The organism is Vibrio hepatarius (assembly GCF_043642085.1).
GTDB classification, from domain to species: Bacteria; Pseudomonadota; Gammaproteobacteria; order Enterobacterales; family Vibrionaceae; genus Vibrio; species Vibrio hepatarius_C.
In genome coordinates, this window is the sequence record NZ_JBHZSA010000001.1 from 368,325 (window position 1) to 386,133 (window position 17,809).

Annotated in this window: 13 protein-coding genes; 4 read left to right on the plus strand and 9 right to left on the minus strand. The window is 44.7% G+C overall.

Annotation, left to right across the window (positions count from 1 at the left end; all coding sequences use genetic code 11):
• Positions 1-259 precede the first annotated feature (259 nt).
• Both ACHUFZ_RS01670 and ACHUFZ_RS01675 read left to right on the plus strand, forming a co-directional pair.
• Positions 260-1,534: a TolC family outer membrane protein gene (locus tag ACHUFZ_RS01670; protein WP_463596508.1), complete on the plus strand. Its 1,275-nt coding sequence runs from the start codon at positions 260-262 to the stop codon at positions 1,532-1,534.
• A gap of 1 nt (position 1,535) precedes the next feature.
• The gene (locus ACHUFZ_RS01675) at positions 1,536-2,150 is read left to right on the plus strand and encodes an OmpA family protein (protein ID WP_394125590.1); all 615 of its coding nucleotides are present in this window, start codon (positions 1,536-1,538) and stop codon (positions 2,148-2,150) included.
• 89 nt (positions 2,151-2,239) lie between these two features.
• Here the strand turns inward: ACHUFZ_RS01675 and nhaA are convergent, their stop codons facing one another.
• From nhaA to ACHUFZ_RS01700, 5 genes are all read right to left on the minus strand, one after another.
• Positions 2,240-3,424 (minus strand): Na+/H+ antiporter NhaA, encoded by a 1,185-nt coding sequence (gene nhaA / locus ACHUFZ_RS01680; RefSeq protein WP_394125591.1) that lies wholly within the window; start codon positions 3,422-3,424, stop codon positions 2,240-2,242.
• A gap of 258 nt (positions 3,425-3,682) precedes the next feature.
• Positions 3,683-4,804, minus strand: coding sequence for a lipocalin-like domain-containing protein (locus ACHUFZ_RS01685; protein ID WP_394125592.1), 1,122 nt, complete (start codon positions 4,802-4,804; stop codon positions 3,683-3,685).
• Positions 4,805-7,258, minus strand: a complete 2,454-nt coding sequence (locus ACHUFZ_RS01690) for an ABC transporter permease (protein ID WP_394125593.1) — start codon at positions 7,256-7,258, stop codon at positions 4,805-4,807.
• Positions 7,239-7,910, minus strand: coding sequence for an ABC transporter ATP-binding protein (locus ACHUFZ_RS01695; RefSeq protein WP_053437992.1), 672 nt, complete (start codon positions 7,908-7,910; stop codon positions 7,239-7,241). Before ACHUFZ_RS01695 ends, ACHUFZ_RS01690 begins: the two co-directional genes overlap by 20 nt.
• A 123-nt stretch (positions 7,911-8,033) precedes the next feature.
• Positions 8,034-9,404, minus strand: coding sequence for an MATE family efflux transporter (locus ACHUFZ_RS01700; RefSeq protein WP_394125594.1), 1,371 nt, complete (start codon positions 9,402-9,404; stop codon positions 8,034-8,036).
• A 107-nt stretch (positions 9,405-9,511) separates the two neighbouring features.
• On the opposite strand from ACHUFZ_RS01700, the gene ACHUFZ_RS01705 reads away from it, so the two are divergent.
• Complete coding sequence (locus ACHUFZ_RS01705; protein ID WP_394125595.1) at positions 9,512-10,945, plus strand: DUF2867 domain-containing protein; 1,434 nt, start codon at positions 9,512-9,514, stop codon at positions 10,943-10,945.
• A 22-nt stretch (positions 10,946-10,967) separates the two neighbouring features.
• On the opposite strand, the gene ACHUFZ_RS01710 is transcribed toward ACHUFZ_RS01705, so the two are convergent.
• From ACHUFZ_RS01710 to rsuA, 3 genes are all read right to left on the minus strand, one after another.
• Positions 10,968-11,627 carry a DUF2913 family protein gene (locus tag ACHUFZ_RS01710; RefSeq protein WP_394125596.1) on the minus strand — a complete coding sequence of 220 codons (660 nt, stop codon included), beginning with the start codon at positions 11,625-11,627 and terminating at the stop codon, positions 10,968-10,970.
• A complete protein-coding gene (locus ACHUFZ_RS01715; protein WP_394125597.1) occupies positions 11,627-12,832 on the minus strand; it encodes a Bcr/CflA family multidrug efflux MFS transporter in 1,206 nt (401 codons plus the stop codon). The genes ACHUFZ_RS01710 and ACHUFZ_RS01715 overlap by 1 nt, the downstream gene beginning before the upstream one ends.
• Positions 12,833-12,993: 161 nt before the next feature.
• Positions 12,994-13,695 carry a 16S rRNA pseudouridine(516) synthase RsuA gene (gene rsuA, locus ACHUFZ_RS01720; protein ID WP_394125598.1) on the minus strand — a complete coding sequence of 234 codons (702 nt, stop codon included), beginning with the start codon at positions 13,693-13,695 and terminating at the stop codon, positions 12,994-12,996.
• 73 nt (positions 13,696-13,768) lie between these two features.
• Between rsuA and ACHUFZ_RS01725 the strand changes: the two genes are divergently transcribed.
• On the plus strand, positions 13,769-15,508 hold the full coding sequence (locus ACHUFZ_RS01725) for a DEAD/DEAH box helicase (RefSeq protein ID WP_394125599.1): 1,740 nt from the start codon (positions 13,769-13,771) through the stop codon (positions 15,506-15,508).
• On the opposite strand, the gene ACHUFZ_RS01730 is transcribed toward ACHUFZ_RS01725, so the two are convergent.
• Entirely contained in the window at positions 15,497-17,776 is a 2,280-nt protein-coding gene (locus ACHUFZ_RS01730; RefSeq protein WP_394125600.1) for a bifunctional diguanylate cyclase/phosphodiesterase, read from the minus strand. The genes ACHUFZ_RS01725 and ACHUFZ_RS01730 overlap by 12 nt on opposite strands.
• Positions 17,777-17,809: the final 33 nt, after the last annotated feature.

Sequence of the window (17,809 nt, forward strand, 5' to 3'; positions counted from 1 at the left end):
TAACTAAAATCTAGTCGCCATGCTATTTATAAACCAGTCAATAGCAAAAAAGTGCTAACGAAAAATGGAAAAATCTTGACTTTAGAAGTTCTTTTCATATGTAAGTGTCTCACTTTTTGAATTCGTCTACTAAGCTTGGTGTAACTTCCGCCTGAACTCTTTCAGACGTAGATTTATGTAGTTGTTCTACCTTGGCTTGATACTAATTGAGGAGGTTACCTTGAGTTGGAAAAAGTCATTATTAGCTAGCTGCATTGCAATGTGCAGCCTTGCAGCCCAAGGACAGACTCTTGAACAGGCAGTGGCAATTACCCTTGCTACCAACCCCGATCTCAAGAGTTCCTACCATGAATTCCAAAGTGCCGTTAAACAGAATGACGCTTCTGTTGGAGCCTATTTACCAAGTTTAGACCTTGATGCTGGTATTGGTTATGAAGGGTTGAACCCTGCGGAATCCACGGGCAGACCAGACACAGATCTTACGAGGAAAGAGGCTACCGTTAGCCTGACCCAATTGATATGGGACGGCAACGCAACTCTTAACGATATAGATAGAACTTCAGCCGAAGCGGAATCATTAAGATGGCAGTTATTGGCAAACGCATCAGACCTTGCGCTAGAAGTCACTCAGATTTACCTTAATGCAGTTAAAGCGACTGAAGTTCTCGCTCTATCTGAGAGCAATCTAGCGGTCCATAAAAAGATCTATCGTGATATTCAGAGACGTGCCGACTCGGGTATAGGCTCAACCGCGGATGTTTCACAAGTTGAAGCCCGTATCGCAAAAGCACATGGTAATTTACTTGCCGCGCAGAATAACCTCGTCGATACCCACACGCAGTTCCGACGCTTGGTAGGACAAGAGCCGCTTGGCCTTATCTACCCAAGAGCAGACGAAACAAAACTACCTCTTTCGCTTACTGATGCTCTAGTTCAAGCCTTTGATGAACACCCCGTAATAAAAGTCTCTCTAGTCGATGTAGATTCAGCTCGATTCCAATATAAACAATCAAAAGGGAGCTATTATCCAACGCTATCAATTGAAGCCAGTCAAACATGGCGAGATGATGCCGGGGGTGACGAAGGTCGTGGAGAAGAGACACTAGCGATGCTTCGTATGCGATACAATTTATACAACGGTGGTTCAGACAGTGACCTGTCAGAAAGAGCAGCCTATCAACTCAATCAAGCTAAAGATCTGCGTGATGGTGCTTATCGCCAAGTAGAAGAAGGACTACGACTTTCTTGGAGTGCGTTAGACCTAACACTCCAACAAAAGAACTTCCTCGCGGATCATGTCGACTCAGCATCTGAAACCGTCATCGCTTATGAGAAACAATACCGAATAGGCCAACGAACGTTACTCGATCTTCTCAATACAGAGAATGAACTGTTTGAGGCTCGAAAAGATTATTTAGACGCTCACTATGCAGAACAGTACGCAAAATACCGTGTCATGAACGCCACAGGCAATCTGTTAGATGCACTGCTAGTTGATACCCCTCAAGAATGGACTGAGCGTGTGGAGTACTAAGATGAATATTAGAATTTTAATCCCAGTCTTCGCCGTAGCAGCCTTACACGTGACGAGTGTTATGGCGGAGGATGAATATGAATACGTCGAACCACCTGTTGCCGACCAAATTTCAGATTTAACTGACAACGATAAGGATGGCGTGGTCAACGCTCGCGACATTTGCCCCGGAACTCCCGTCGGAGCTCAAGTCGATAACGATGGGTGTGGGGCCGCACTTGTCGAAGAAGAGGAACGCCAACTTAGAATTTTGTTTGCAAACGACTCTTATGAAATAAATCCTATCTTCTCCGACCAGATCCAAACCATGGCGGAATTTTTAGAAAAATATCAAAGTGCTTCGATTCAGATCCAGGGTTATGCAAGTAAAGTCGGTGACCCAGAATACAACTTGGAACTATCCAAAAAACGGGCTCATGCAGTAGAAGATGAACTGCTCTACTTCGAAGTCGATCCTAAACGCGTGACTATTGTCGGTTATGGTGAGTCTCGTTTGGAGGCTGAAGGGGACGATGAAACATCGCATGCGCTCAATCGCCGAGTAACCGCAACCGTGGTTGGTCTAACCGAAAAAGTTATCGATGAATGGACCATATTTACTATCATAGAGAAATAAACCGATATCAGCCAAACATAAAAAAAAGGCCTTGCTCATTCGCAAGGCCTTTAAATTTGACTACTTTCTAATCCTCAATAAGATTTAGATTAGTGATGAGAGTTTAGTTCTTCGTTACTCTCTACTGCTGCTGCCTTCTTTGGCAATGATATGTGAAGTAGGAAGTAACCTAGTAGAGCCGCTGTGGTAGAGCCCATCAAAATACCTAAACGAGCATAAGTATCAAACTCTACATTCACCGTTCCAAACGCCAATGACGAGATAAAGATTGACATCGTAAAACCAATACCACACAGCACGGACACGGCAAATATATGCATAAAGTTAACGCCTTTAGGAAGTTTGGCAACACCCGACTTCACCGCGACCCAACTGAATGTAAATATACCTAGAGGTTTCCCTATTAGTAGGCCAAGCGCAATACCCAAAGGTAATGCAGAGCCTAAGCTTGATAATGAAACCCCTTCTAACGAGATACCTGCATTTGCAAAAGCGAATAGAGGAAGAATACCAAACGCTACATATGGGTGTAGTGAATGCTCCATATGTTTAAGTGGGGAATGCTCACCTTTCTTGCCTTGAAGTGGGATAGCAAAACCAATCACAACACCTGCTAACGTAGCATGGACACCTGACTTAAGCACTGCAAACCACAAAATGGCACCGACGATCATATACGGGGTGAGTTTGGTGACTTTCTTGGCATTAAGCATAAATAACGCCGCTGTCATCGCGAACCCGACCGCTAACGCTGTCGTTGATAGGTCACCTGTGTAGAACAGTGCAATAATAACAACAACACCGAGGTCATCAATGATTGCTAGAGCAAGTAGGAACACCTTTAAGCTCACTGGCACACGCTTACCCAGTAGCGCCATGATACCTAAGGCAAATGCGATGTCTGTTGCTGCCGGAATTGCCCAACCTTGAATGGCTTGAGCATCGCCAGCGTTGAATGCGACATAAACCAATGCAGGAGCCAGCATCCCCCCGACAGCTGCGATAGCTGGGAAAATAGCCGTTTCTTTAGATTTCAGTGCGCCTTCGAGCAGCTCGCGCTTAACTTCTAAACCAATAAGTAGGAAGAAGACTGCCATTAGGCCATCGTTTATCCAGTGAGAAACTGACATACCTAATATATATGTATGAAGAAAGCCTTGGTATGCATCGTTTAGATCTGTATTAGCGATTGTCATTGCGATTGCAGCTGCAATCACTAGCAAAATGCCACCTGCAGACTCCATTTTGAAAAAATCGCGAATAATATCACTCATGAAATTGCCCTTATATTTATTATGTTAATAAGCGATTAACAAAGAATACAAATGAGTTTATAGAGTTCACTTCCCAAGGAATAATCGCTTGTTTAGAGTTGTCACTTCGGTATTTCCGAGCAAAACCACTCAAATGCCATTTATTTTCCTTAATTAATTATAGGCAATATCCACAAATTTCCATACTAAACGTCAAAAGCCACTTCTCATCAACTGAGAAATGGCCTTCACCATAGAAGTTCCGACCGACCTTGTATCTTAGTAACCAGTCAACTGCATAAAGCCGACAGCTTGGTGAGTACCCGTGGTTTTAATCGGCCCTTCACCATAAGGGATGATGAATGGCAGCCAGATGTCACTATTTAGTGCCTGTGTTGTCACATCAATACCGTGGTCAGGCACCTTGATAGACCACTGTATAGGAACTCGTTTGCCATTTTTCAACAAGACCTCATTTAAAGGCTCAATGGTAATCTCACTGTCGTCCAAGCCTTCTACTTTGCCATCATTCGAAGACAAGGTACCAAACGAGTAAGAAAGCGGCTTGTCATGACGTGATCGACTTACTGACATAGTCATATCGTTATCTAAGTGCACAACGAACCAATCCCAACCTCTCTGACTTTCAGCGAGCAGGCCACTGCCCCACTCTTTGCTCATCCACCCTTGGCCGGACACAGACACGAACTGATCATCACCAAGCTTTAATTCGCCGCGAACGTCAAGGAAAGGAGACGTAAAATTATGAGAAGCGATAGGTAACAAGTCATGTTTAGGGACGTAGCCACGGTCACCTGGGATCACAAACGGCCCTTTAGTGAGAGATTTAAGGCTGATGGCGAAGTTATCAGTTTTGACATCAAGCAAGCCAGGAAATGGTGTTTTACCCAAGGAACGCCAGTACCAGTTATCTATCCAAAGTTTGAACGGTTTGATTGTCATACCTGCTTGACCGATCCCGCCACGAGCAACACGCTGCTCTCTCCAAACCTGATCTTTACTAGAGATAACTATGTGAGAAATAAATAGCTGAGGGCTCAACCAGCCAGACATATCACTATCGTTGCTAGCGACACGGAAGTAGCTCCACTGGACCCCATATTCGTTGCCTTTTCGATCTTTCACATTGGCGAAGAAATGCCACCAACCATGTTGGAATTTGTTCTGAAAAGCAAAGTCTCTAGGCAGGATGACCGGACTGTCAGGAAGTACAGGCTCAAAGACTTGGTCTCTTGGCGCACGTAGAGCATAAGAAAGTTCATCCTCTTCCCCAACAATGAATGACTGCGGGGAATTGTTCAGATAAAGAGCAACAAGCGTAATAACCATCATTACGACAACAAGAAAGATCTTGGTTGTTCTCTTGATCTTAACCTTCATTTATAGCGAATCCCTTAATGCCTTCATTGGCGTACTTTTAATAATCCTAATGACAGGTATTGCCCCTGCGATCATCAGTGATAACATCGCTAACGTAGCAGTTTGCATGTATTCACCTGGAATGAACTGTAACTCCAACGTCCAGCCAAATGACTGTTTAATGATGATATCAACAACCAAACGAGCCAACGCAAGCCCTAGCGGCATCGCTATGAGCAGAGAAATCGCGCCGAATACGAATAGCTGCAAACTCCCCATTAAGACAAGCTCTCTACCTGACATCCCTAAACACCGCAGTAATGCTATGTGCTTTTGCCGTGAGACTTCTCCGCCGACCGTCGAGAAGAAGATCCCGAACACCGCAATCACCAGAGTGATATTGCCAAGCGTATCTGCAATGGAAAATGTTCTATCGAATACCTTCATCGCTTGGTTGTGAATATGACTGTTATCAAACACACGTTCAGAATCAATCCTGAATACAGCTTCAAGACGACGTTTTAGTCCGACTGGATTAATGCCATCTTTTAATACTGTGCCTAAGGCAACACTGCCGCTTCCGGCAAAGGCATACAGCCAATTTCGATGGGAAACTAAGACTTGGTTGTACGGGTTACCGTAGTCATAATAAACCCCAACCACTTGCCAGCCCTGCCCTAACTTACCAGATAAGTCGAGATAGTCACCCGGTCTGATGCCAAGTTTCAAAGCCATGGACTCACTGACCATCACACCTTTAGAGTGGTGCAGATGATACCAGTAATTCGGTACACCGAGTTTCACTGTAAGTGCATCTAACTCACCTTCCGAAGGGCCAGTACTGACGACTTGTAAAGCGCCCCTCGCCGTTGAGATTTCTTTTTCCCAACGCCACCAGACAGAGTCAACTTCAGGCTGCTTAGATAACCAGCTACTCATTCGTGCAGCTGAGCTGTTATTTGGGTAGATATACAAATCAGCAGCTAAACGTTGACTTAACCACTTGTCTGTTGTGTCACGGAAACTGCCTACCATTGTCTCGACGCCAATATTGGCTGACATCGCCAACATAAATGCCATGGTTGCAACGCCACGATAACTCATACTTGCAGCAGCATCAGCAAAGAACCAGCGCACTTTGACCCAGCGGAGTGTATAAGAGAAGCTTTCGAACACCTTCCATACGATGTAAGGAGTAAACAACGCAACACTCAGTAGCATGAGCGCAATGATGACAAACCCTGATTCTTGAGTTTGCGGAGCTTGGTAAATTGCGACAGCAGCCACACACAGAGCGCAGGCAATCAATGCTTGAATGGTGAACTCAGCACCAGTGAAGCGAACAAGAGATAAACGAGTCGTTAAACGAACAGGTTGAGAACGCAGCAAACGAACTAACGGCCACGCACAAGCTACAATCGCGCCGACTGCAGAAAGATATAAACTGTATAAGCTACTTTGCCACGTCCACTCTATCGCTAAGCCAACATTAGCGTCATAAAGATCACTAAGGCTCGCCGAAACGGCTGGGATGAGTTGATTGGCCAGTAACATACCAAAAGCATTGCCACATACCCAACTGATAACCACTAACGCAACTAACTCAAGCAGTAACGCTTGTGCCAGTTGCCAGCCAGACACCCCTGTCTGACGAAGTATGCCGACTAAACGCTGACGTTGAGTCAATGACAGTGACATCGCTTGATAGAAAATAAATAACCCAACTAAGAAGGCCAGCATGCCCATCGCACTCAAGTTCATGTGGAATGCTTGGGTTAATGATTCAAGTTCGGCTCTTGAGCTACGCTTAAGCTCCATTCCGTTTGGTAGCATAGCTTTTAGCTTGGCCAGTTTTTCAGGCGGCATTTCGCTACAAGCTATCGTTGAAATGCCCGCGCTTCGCTCTAACATGCGAAGCAGTGACATATCGGCGATAATTCTGGTGCCGTTAAGTTGGCCTTTATCTTCAATAATGACAGGACCTAACTTGCTTCCATCTGCCAATTCAATTGAGTCACCATTAGACCATTTCATATGTTTCGCTAAATCAGCGCTAACTAAAATTGGGTATGGTGGCTGCATCAACGCCAAAGAGGAGATGTTCTTAAGTAATGTGCCCGACTGAAAATGAATCAGTGCAGCAGGATCAATGCCGACAAGCATCAAATCTGCACCGTCAGCGGTATCTACTCGTAAAGTTTCAAATGGCGCACATTGATTAAATCCATCTCTGCGCAATTGAACGTAAAAACCCTGTGGAATTTTATTCGTGACATGTTTTGGGCGAATGCGGTATGGAAGAGGATTCGAGAATAGCTTTTCACCATGCTCATAACTTTGACGAGCATGCGTGTTGATGGAAGTAACACCAACAAGAAGAGAAACACCTAAGGTAAGACCAAGCCAGACTAAAATTATTTGAAAAGGGTAACGTCTGTAGTGGCCAAGTAGCGCTTTAACTACGGGCCATAACATGAAGTTGTCCTCCTTGAAGTCTCACCTTCCCTTCCATATGGTCGGCGACTCGCTCACTGTGCGTCACCAATAATAAGGTGCATTCAAGTTGCTTGGTCAATGTCGTCAAAAGGCGCATCACCGCTTCTGCATTTCTTTCATCAAGACTACCTGTGGGTTCGTCCGCTAAAAGAATTTTCGGTTCCATATATAGCGCTCGTGCAATCGCAGCACGTTGCTGCTGACCACCAGAAACTTCTTCAGGATAACGCCCTAATAAAGGCATAAGATCAAGCGCAGAAAGGATTTGACGCCATAGCCCCTGATCTTCAGGAAGCCCTTTAAGCTGGCGGCAAAAACGAATATTGTCAGCGACATTAAGAGTAGGAAGAAGGTTAAACTGTTGAAAGATAAGGCCGATGTTATTACGACGGTAAGCGGTTCGCTTAGTTTCAGCGACGTCATGCATCGAAAAACTTGGGAACAGCACTTCGCCAGAATCAACAGTATCTAGGCCGGCGATAAGGTTTAATAAGGTACTCTTACCTGAACCACTTTCGCCCATAAGAGCGACTTGCTCGCCCTGCTTCAATGTTAGCTCAGCACCTTGTAAAACTGGGTGAAACTCACCACCATCTACATAGCCTTTACATAGGTCTGTCAGCTGTAACATCGATTTTCTCGTTAACCTTTAAAATAGGAGTGTGAATCTACACTAAATCGCGCTTTCAAGGAAGCAATTTGGATTCTAGATCACAAGATATGCATCAAAACACACTCCATAGACGGTCAATGTCTAATTTTCGATCAAATTCCTAATCCACTTACGTGTATTCATCCGGTAGATAGAGCCAAACCATTTAATAAACTCTTCCGTTAAAAAGAGTAAATAGATCCATTCAGGCGACCAACCCAACCCGATGGCAGCAAACGCAGCCAATGGAATACCAATGAGCCACTGCGCTACCAAGTCTTGGTAAAGACAAAACTTCACATCTCCGCCGGCTCTTAACACACCAACGATTGCCATCATTGGGATGGAGCGAAGAATTATGCCCACACTTAAAACCACCATGAATTTTTCTGCCAGTAAGCGAGTTTCGTTGGTCAATGCGCTAAAGGCATCTAACACCAACCCTTGCACTAAGTAGAGCAAGCCTGCGACCACAATACCAACAAGTAAACTCAGCAGAGTCACTCCAATGGCTTGATAGTAAACAGCATCATAGTTTTTGGCTCCAATTTGGTTACCTACTAGAACAGCGGCCGCATTAGACATACCAATCAAAAGTGCGAGTGCAATAGACTCTACCGGCGTCATTACTGAAAGCGCTGCTAAGCCTTGCACACCTGACTGGCCCATAATCGCGTGATAAGCAAATAACCCGCCCGCCCACGCAAGAAAGTTAAACGTGGTCGGTAAAGACAAACGAAGAAATTTAGCCACGCGTTGCCACACGATCACTTGACGAATGTCTTCAATGCCAAAGGCTAACAGATGTTTGCGCGCATAGAGGTAACCAAACAGAGTCGCAACTTCAATCGCGCCACTCAGTACTGTTGCGATCGCCGCACCTTTGATTCCCATTGGTGGGACGCCAAGATTACCAAAGATAAACACCCAGTTGAGGAAGATGTTAGACAGTATCCCAATGCCACTAAAGAAAGTACTTACGCCCGGCTTATGCATAGCGCGCAAGCCAACCGACATACTGGCAACACAAGAAACCGCGAACATGGTTACCGAGGTAATCACCAAATATTCGCTACCCAGTTGATTAACCTCTGGGTCGCTGGTTGCTAGCCCCATGATCTGACTTGGAAACAGAATAAACAGCAACGCAGTTAGCGCAGCAAACACAGTACAAACTAGCCATGTTAATGCGGTACTTTCGCGAACCCCTTTGCGGTTATTCGCTCCCCAATATTGCGCGGTAAGTAGAGAGCCACCAGTGGTCACGCCCACCAGCATAATCGTCGTAACAAAGGTTGCTCTCGCTGCAACACCGACGGCGGCAATTTCAGCCTCCCCTAGCTGACCTAACATAAGGACGTCAACAAGGCTTCGGCTAGAGAACATAATGCTCTGCAGCGTAATGGGCATCGCAATTGCGATCAGGCGACGGATGAAATCACCTCGAGTATGGAGTAAAACTTGAGAAAGCATGGAGACGACGCACCTCTGACCGCAACAATATGATATAAGAGCAAAAATAGATTGTGTATTATATGATCAGTCGGAATATGAAACCATAAAAACCATAGGGGTTCAGGATGAAAAAGGTTCTGGTTTTAGGGGCATCTGGATACGTAGGTTCACAGCTTCTGCATAAACTGTGCGAACAAGGCTATCAGGTCACCGCCGCATCAAGACATCTCGATTATTTGTCTGCCCGCGTAGAGCCTCACCCTAACCTCACGATGTGTTATCTCGACTTAGCCGACAAGCAGGCGACTTTAGACCTCATTCCTCAGTTCGAACTTATCTATTTCCTTGTACATGGTATGGCTCATGGGCATGACTTCCTTGAATATGAAGTTTCTCTGGCCGAGCACTTCAAGCAAGCATTAACAGGTAGCTCAGTCAAACATGTTATTTATTTGAGTGCAATACAACCTCAAACCGGTGACTCTAACCACTTAAAAGCTCGTCGAATGACCGGCGATATTATTCGCAAATCTGGCATTCCGATTACTGAGCTTCGCGCTGGCGTCATCATCGGCCCCGGCTCTGCTGCTTTTGAGATCATGCGCGATTTTGTCTACAACATGCCCGTTCTGATCACACCAAAGTGGGTAGATTCTAAAGCCAACCCTATTGCGCTCGAAAACCTCAATTATTACTTACTTGCTCTTGCTAAAGAGTCCCCCACTCACCACGAACTATTTGAGGTTGGTGGTCCTGAGACGCTAACCTATCGCGATCAATTTCATGTCATCGCTCGCGCGGTAAACAAACCGATAAAGATTTTCCCGACCCGCTTGTTAACGCCGAGGATGGCCTCGCAGTGGCTTGGTATTATCACATCGGTTCCTTCTAGCATCGGTAGTGCTTTGCTTTCCGGTCTAGAGCATGACTTTGTTGCAGACTCAGAGCGAATTAAACTGAAGTATCCTCAAGCCATGATCTCTTTTGTTCAGATGGTGACAGAGAGTATTGAGCATGAAGGTACTTTCGTCCGCAGCAACGTGTGGGGCTTTGACCCAGCGGCACTTTCTCGCTGGCAACCGGGCTATGGCTATTATCCAAAGCAAACAGGTGCTTCGATAACGACAACGCTTGAAGCAAACCAACTATGGAAACTAGTGCGAAAGATTGGTAGTCGCGAAGAAGGCTACTTTTTTGCCAATAGCTTGTGGCGCACTCGTGAATGGCTCGACATATTCTTCGGTGGCGGCAAACCCATCCGTCGCTCCCCACCAGGACCAGAATTACAGGTCGGTGATTTTATCGATTCATGGAAAGTCATTCGCTGTGAAGAGCAGCGCTTTATCTCACTATTGTTTGGAATGAAAGGTCCGGGGCTCGGGCGTTTAGAGTTTGCTATTGAGGATTTAGGGCAAGAAAGACGATTAACGGTCACCGCTTGGTGGCACCCACAAGGCTTTAGAGGTCTACTTTACTGGTTTGCAATGATGCCAGCGCATCTATTTATCTTTAAAGGAATGGTCAAAGCTATCGTCCGCAAAGCAAAAGAGCTTCCATAGTGGAAGCTCTTTTAACGTGTAGTTAAACAGTCAAACTGAGTGGTATTTCAGCCAACTGATTACCGCGGTTTGCTGGGAAGACAATGTATTCGCCATGGTATTTAACGTTCGACTTATAGTCGGTAACCTTGTGAACCATGAATCCAGCCGCTGCCGCTTTCTCGACGAAGTCAGCATGATGCCCGCGCACAAACCAGCTCATTGGCTTGATCATATCTTCACCGTCAAAACAGCTTTCACATTGCTCTGTACACATCGCAAGTGAGTTAGGCCCTTCAGTGAAGATCTGCACTTTACCGCAATCAACCAGCTCTTCTGACGTTGTCACTTCCCAATTGTTCTCTTCCATCATGTCGATAAAAGCATTGATCTCATGATCTTTGATCGTACGATCTGGCACGCCTTCAGGGAAAAACTGACCATAGAACTTAGAAATGCGTTGGAATGTCTGCATAAGGCCTGCGTTGTTGCCTTTAGAGCGCCCCGTTTTCTGCCAACGAATTAAATCATCCGCAACAATACGTGGAAACTGCTGAGACTTAATCGCTTTGGTAATCCAGCGAACAAGGTACAGGTTGTTGGCCGTAGGGCCATTAGTTAACTTACCTGATGCATGCTCTATAGCCATTTCATCTAATGCTTTATTAACCAGTTTTTGTATTTCTATCGTGTATTCAGACATTACGCCTTTCTTCCAAATATCCAATAACATGCTGCCGAAACAATCGAACACATGCTCATAACCGAAATCATCGGCCATGTTACGCCATTAGGCATAAATGCCACAACAGCACCGACAATCGAACCCGTACCAAAACGGAGTGTGCCTGCTAATGATGAAGCGGTACCCGCCATTGTTGGGTAGCTACTGAGCAATAGGCCCATTGTGTTACTCCCTATGGTCGATAATGTACCAATAAACATGACGACGAAGACAACAGTTCCCCATAGTCCAGCATCCAATAGCCAAGTAACAAACAAACCAATACCCGCAATTAGCTGCACGATAAGACCAAAGCGCAGCATGGTGTGTGAACCCACTTTCTTCACCAAACGACCATTGATACTGGTCATGATGATCATTGCGACCACGTTTAAGGCAAATAGATAGCCAAATTGATCGGGTCTTACCCCATAAATATCAATATAAACAAATGAACCTGCCGTTAAGAATGCAAACATGCCTGCGAACGAGAAAGCCCCAGAGAAAATAAGCCCCATTGCCACAGGGTTTTTAAACAAGCCCTTGTAGTTACGTAACGTAGTTCTAACTCTTAACGGTTGTTTATTTTCTTCTTTTAGAGTTTCAGGAATCTTCCACAACACTAGCGCAATCACCACTAACGCAAACGCGGCTAGAATCCAGAAAATTGCTCGCCAGCCAAACCATACTGCGACATACCCACCAATCATTGGCGCAATCAGTGGCGCTATGGTGATCACAAGGGTGACAAAGGACATTGCACGGGCGAAATCTTCGCGATCAAACATATCACGCACAACAGCTTGAATAATAACAGCTGCGGCAGCGCCAGCAAAACCTTGCGCCGTTCGAACCCAAGTTAAGGCTTCAATTCCGGTCGTCGTCGCACTGACAACAGAGGCAAAACCAAAAAATAGTACGCCTAGAATCAAAACAGGGCGTCGACCGTAGCTATCCGCGAGTGGTCCATGAATCAACTGACCTATAGCGAAGCCAGCGGTATATGCGGTTAATGTGATTTGAACAGCGCCTTCGGTCACGCCTAAGTCTCTGGCGATGGTCGGCATGGCTGGCAAATACATATCAATGGCTAGTGGAGTTAGAGCACCGATGGCCCCCAGCACTAAAAATAATATAAAACTGATTTGGGGGGCACTTGGCGCTTCTAGGGTTCTTTCAGACATAACTCTCCTACTCGGTTGCGTATCAGATGCAGCCTCCGTGCTGCAACCAAACAGAAAATAACATCACCATTTCTAGGTGTAAGTGATCCGATCTATCCTCAATCAAATCTGTCCAAAAGACTAGTTCCTAGTTGGAAATAAACTAATTCCTACAAGAGGTATTACTTCCAAACAGACGCGACTTCTTCTTCCGTTAGGTAACGGTATTCACCAGGCTCTAATGACTCACAAAGCTCGATAGCGCCAATGCGCTCACGGTGAAGGTGTTCAACCTTGTTACCCAGTGCAGCAAACATGCGTTTAACTTGGTGGTACTTACCTTCAGTAATTGTAAGCAGCACTTCGTTTTCTTCTTCATCGACAATCTCAAGTTGCGCAGGAAGCGTCAGGCTCTTCTCATTGCGCAATTGAATGCCTTCTGCGAACTTCTCTGCATAGTCTGCTTGAATTGGGTCTGCAAGCCACACTCGATAAGTTTTCTCACACTTATGCTTAGGCGAGGTAATACGGTGAGACCATTGGCCATCATCAGTGATTAGCACTAATCCTGTCGTATCGACATCTAATCGACCTGCAAAGTGAAGCTCTTCCATCTTCACTTCATCAAGCAGCATAAACGCCGTTTGATTAAAGCCATCTTCATGCGAGCAAACAAAACCATCAGGTTTAAACAGCATGATATAGCGAGGACCTGCTTTATGGATCTCACGCCCCTGCCATTCGACGGTGCAGTCATCCGTTACTTTAACTGAACCACTTTTCTGCACGATATCATTTACTGTTACATCACCACTTTTGATGATTCTTGTTGCCTCTTTACGTGTCGCACCTAGTGCATCACACAAATATTTATCTAAACGCATGAATACCTCATCTTTGTTAGGTGAGGTATTATAGTGCCACTAGACTAAATAGTTGAGCTATTTCACACATTTTATGTATACACTGCGTCCTTATCAGGCTGACTCTGTCAAAGCTGTTATCCATTACTTTCGTAAACACTCTACCCCCGCCGTGCTTGTGCTGCCTACTGGTGCGGGAAAAAGCCTTGTCATTGCAGAGCTTGCACGCCTAGCGAGAGGTCGTGTATTGGTGCTGGCGCACGTTAAAGAGTTGGTTGAACAAAACCACGAAAAGTATGAAGGTTACGGGCTAAAAGGCTCTATATTTTCAGCAGGTCTTGGCCGAAAAGAGACTGACCAGCAAGTCGTATTTGCGTCAGTGCAGTCTGTAGTACGCAATCTTGACCAATTCAAAAACCAATTCTCGCTATTAGTTATTGATGAGTGCCATCGCGTTCCTGATAACAAAGATACCAGCTATCAAAAGGTCATCTCCCACCTACGAGAACAAAATCCGGGTATTAAAGTGCTTGGACTAACGGCGACGCCTTATCGTTTAGGTATGGGTTGGATTTATCAGTATCACACCCGTGGCCTGGTCAGAAGTGAAGAGCCGCGCTTTTTCAGAGACTGTATTTTCGAGCTACCCATTCGCTACTTACTGGATGAGAACTTCCTAACCCCCGCTCGAATGATGGATGCCCCGGTTTTAAGTTACGACTTTTCACAGCTAAAACCAGCCAATACAGGGCGATACAAAGAAGCAGAGCTCGATATGGTTATCGATAAAGCGAAGCGCGCAACGCCGCAAATCGTTGAGCAGATCATTCAACTGGCCAAAGATAAGCAAGGCATCATGATCTTTGCAGCAACGGTTCGTCACGCTCAAGAAATCTATGGTCTGCTGCCACAAGATCAGGTCGCTATTGTAATTGGTGATACCCCAACACCTGAGCGTGATGCCATCATTCAGAACTTTAAAGACCGAAAGATTAAGTTCTTAGTCAACGTATCTGTGTTAACGACCGGCTTCGATGCTCCTCACGTTGACCTTATTGCGATTCTTCGCCCGACTGAGTCCATCAGTCTTTATCAACAAATCGTTGGCCGCGGTCTACGTTTGTCACCTGGAAAGGAAGAGTGTTTAGTACTCGACTACGCAGGTAATAGCTACGACCTTTACCAGCCAGAAGTGGGCGATGCTAAGCCAGATTCAGACAGTGAAATCACCACTATCCCTTGTCCTGCTTGTGGCTTTAATAACAACTTTTGGGGCAAGCTAGATAGCAATGGCTATCTCATTGAGCACTTCGGCCGTAAATGCCAAGGTTTCTTCGAAGATGACGAAACAGGTGAACGCGCACATTGCAATTATCGATTCCGTGCTAAATACTGTGGCGAATGCGGAGCTGACAATGATATCGCCGCACGTATTTGCCACGAATGTGACGCCACATTAGTTGACCCAGATAAAAAGCTTAAGGAAGCGTTAAACCTGAAAGATGCGTTGGTGTTTGAATGTATCGAGATGGATCTTAGCGTTCATAAAGACGATAAAGGCAAAAGCAGTCTTAAGGTTTCTTATATTGGCGAAAATCAAGCCCAAGTTAGTGAGTTTTGGTCGCTGACAACCAAAAACCAAAAACAACGATTTAAAGATCAATTTGTTAGACCGCACCTAGCAGACAAGCATCGTCCGTTTGAAGATGCGTCACCAACTAAAGTAGTTAACAGCCAACACCGCTTTCGTCCCCCTCAATTCGTGATTGCACGAAAATCAGGACGCTTTTGGAAGATGCGCGACAAAATATTTGAAGATGAGTTAACAAGCTAGCGGAGCGCCACAAGACAGGTATTGTTCATCATAGCTAAGCATTTCTAACTCAAGATTTGCAAGACCTGGCTTATGCAACAAAAAACCTTGTGCATGAGCGATGCCAAGCTCTGTCAACTCGTTCAGTTCCGCTTGCAACTCAATTCGTTCAGCAACCAAGATACTATCGTTCATTGAACAAAGCTCCACAAGCGACTTCACCATTTGTCGTTTAAATGGTGACTTATGGATATCTTTAATTAACGAACCATCAATTTTAATCATATCGAAAGAGACTTCAGATAGGATTGAGTAAGAGGAGTACCCCGAACCAAAATCATCTAATGCGATTGAAATACCCTGCTCTCTCATTTTCCCTATAATGCTCTTAAACTTATCATCTGCTCGATAAAATACTTGCTCTGTTACTTCTATGGTTAAACGCTGTCTACTCGACAATGGAAAGTACGCCAGCAATTGCAAAATCTGAGGCTCAAACAACGTTTTGACTGAGAAATTGAGGTTAAGAAGTACATCTTGATGTTCATTTAATAGCTGTCTAGCAAACATCAACATTTTGATATCGAGCTCTTTCTCTAATCCGTGCGAGGCAACAATGTCCAATACTTGGCCAGCAGGGTGGTACTCGACACTTCCGACTCCCCTCTTCAATCGACACAGCAATTCATACCGGAGTTCATTACTCGACATTGAAACGATCCGTTGAGCAAAGCAGACCAGCCTATCGGACTCAATCAACTTAACCGCTTCATCATGTAGACTCGGTAATGAATAGAGCATCAATTCATCTTGATCACACCAATCTTGAAAACGTCGCTTTAATTGCTTTGCTTTTCGACAGCAGTACTCTGCCTTATAGATACTATCTTCAACCACCTCGCTAGGAACACTTCGATAGCGACCAAAACTAAATTGGAAACACTGCTCTGTACTCACTCTAGCAGCTACTTCTTGTTGAAATTCAATTAGTGAAATTGACGCTGACTGAGTGGAAATCAGAACAAACTCATCTCCGCCGACACGGTATACCTCCCCTTCACACTCCTCTGCAATTACGCGAAGTCTTCTTGCTAGACTAATCAACAGTCGGTCACCAACATGGTGGCCTTGTGTATCATTAGTAAACTTGAGCTTGTCCGCATCGATATAGTAGAAACACATCGAGCTTGGTAACTTTGATTTAAAGTTAATCGCCTTACGATTCGACAGCCCGGTCATAAAGTCCTGTGTGGATGATGATTTTAGCTTCTTATAGTCACCAAAATTAACCACTCTTAGCTCTGATAATTCATAGATACAAATCAGTATCAGTAGCATGTGGGAAAGGAAAAACAGCATTTGCACTTCATAATAGAAGAGCGATAGAGTCGATTGCGATAATGACGTTTCCACCACTAAGTATGACGATACAAAGCAGACTACATAACAAAATAATATGTACTGTTTATGCTTAATATTTTTCTCAGTCAGCAACGTACAAACAGACAGCGCTGCCAAGAATGTATTATTAAGAACAAGATAGAGAGGAAAGAGGGATAAATACAGAATAGCGATCTGTAGGACAAAGACTCCGATACAGACAGCAAAATGACCATAGTTTGCTTTGGTGCCATTGGCACTGACAACCATAAGGTACAGTCCGGTCAGCGCAACAGTATACGAGGCATACCAATATTTACTGATAAAGAAGCGGTGAATAAAGACGCCTACTTCATCGATTCCATCCCAAATAAAACCAAAATTATAGATATAGAAAAGTAAGAAAGAGATGGAATAGAGAAAGATGTAGATTGATTGGAATTTCTTTACTCGCCAAACGTTAAGCACGTAGAAAGTACTAACAACGAAAATAAATAAAGTGATTGCAAGCACTACCCCATGGTTCACAACAAGCTTGTTCATCAACGCATGGTCACTCATGAAAATTGCGCTTACATTGACCGATTTCCCCTTCCCAAAGCTCAGTAATACCTTATCAAATTGCCAGTGTTTATTTAGGTTAAGCGCTCGATACTGCTCAAAGTGGTATTGATTTACAATATGTTGGTTATGGATGAAATAGATCACCCCTTGGCGAGAGGAAAGACTCTTTAATATGATACTTTGTTCGCTTTGCGACTCTCCTTTCACTGGCAACTCTAGCCAACAAGATTCACGTTCAGCCGGGCGGCACATGACACCACTATTTGAGGATGAGTTTGAAGACAACAAAATGTCTTCAACGGACTTACTAGTTGAGAATAGGCGATACTCCATATCTGACAGCATACGTATCCTATCAGCGTCACCCCCATATACTAA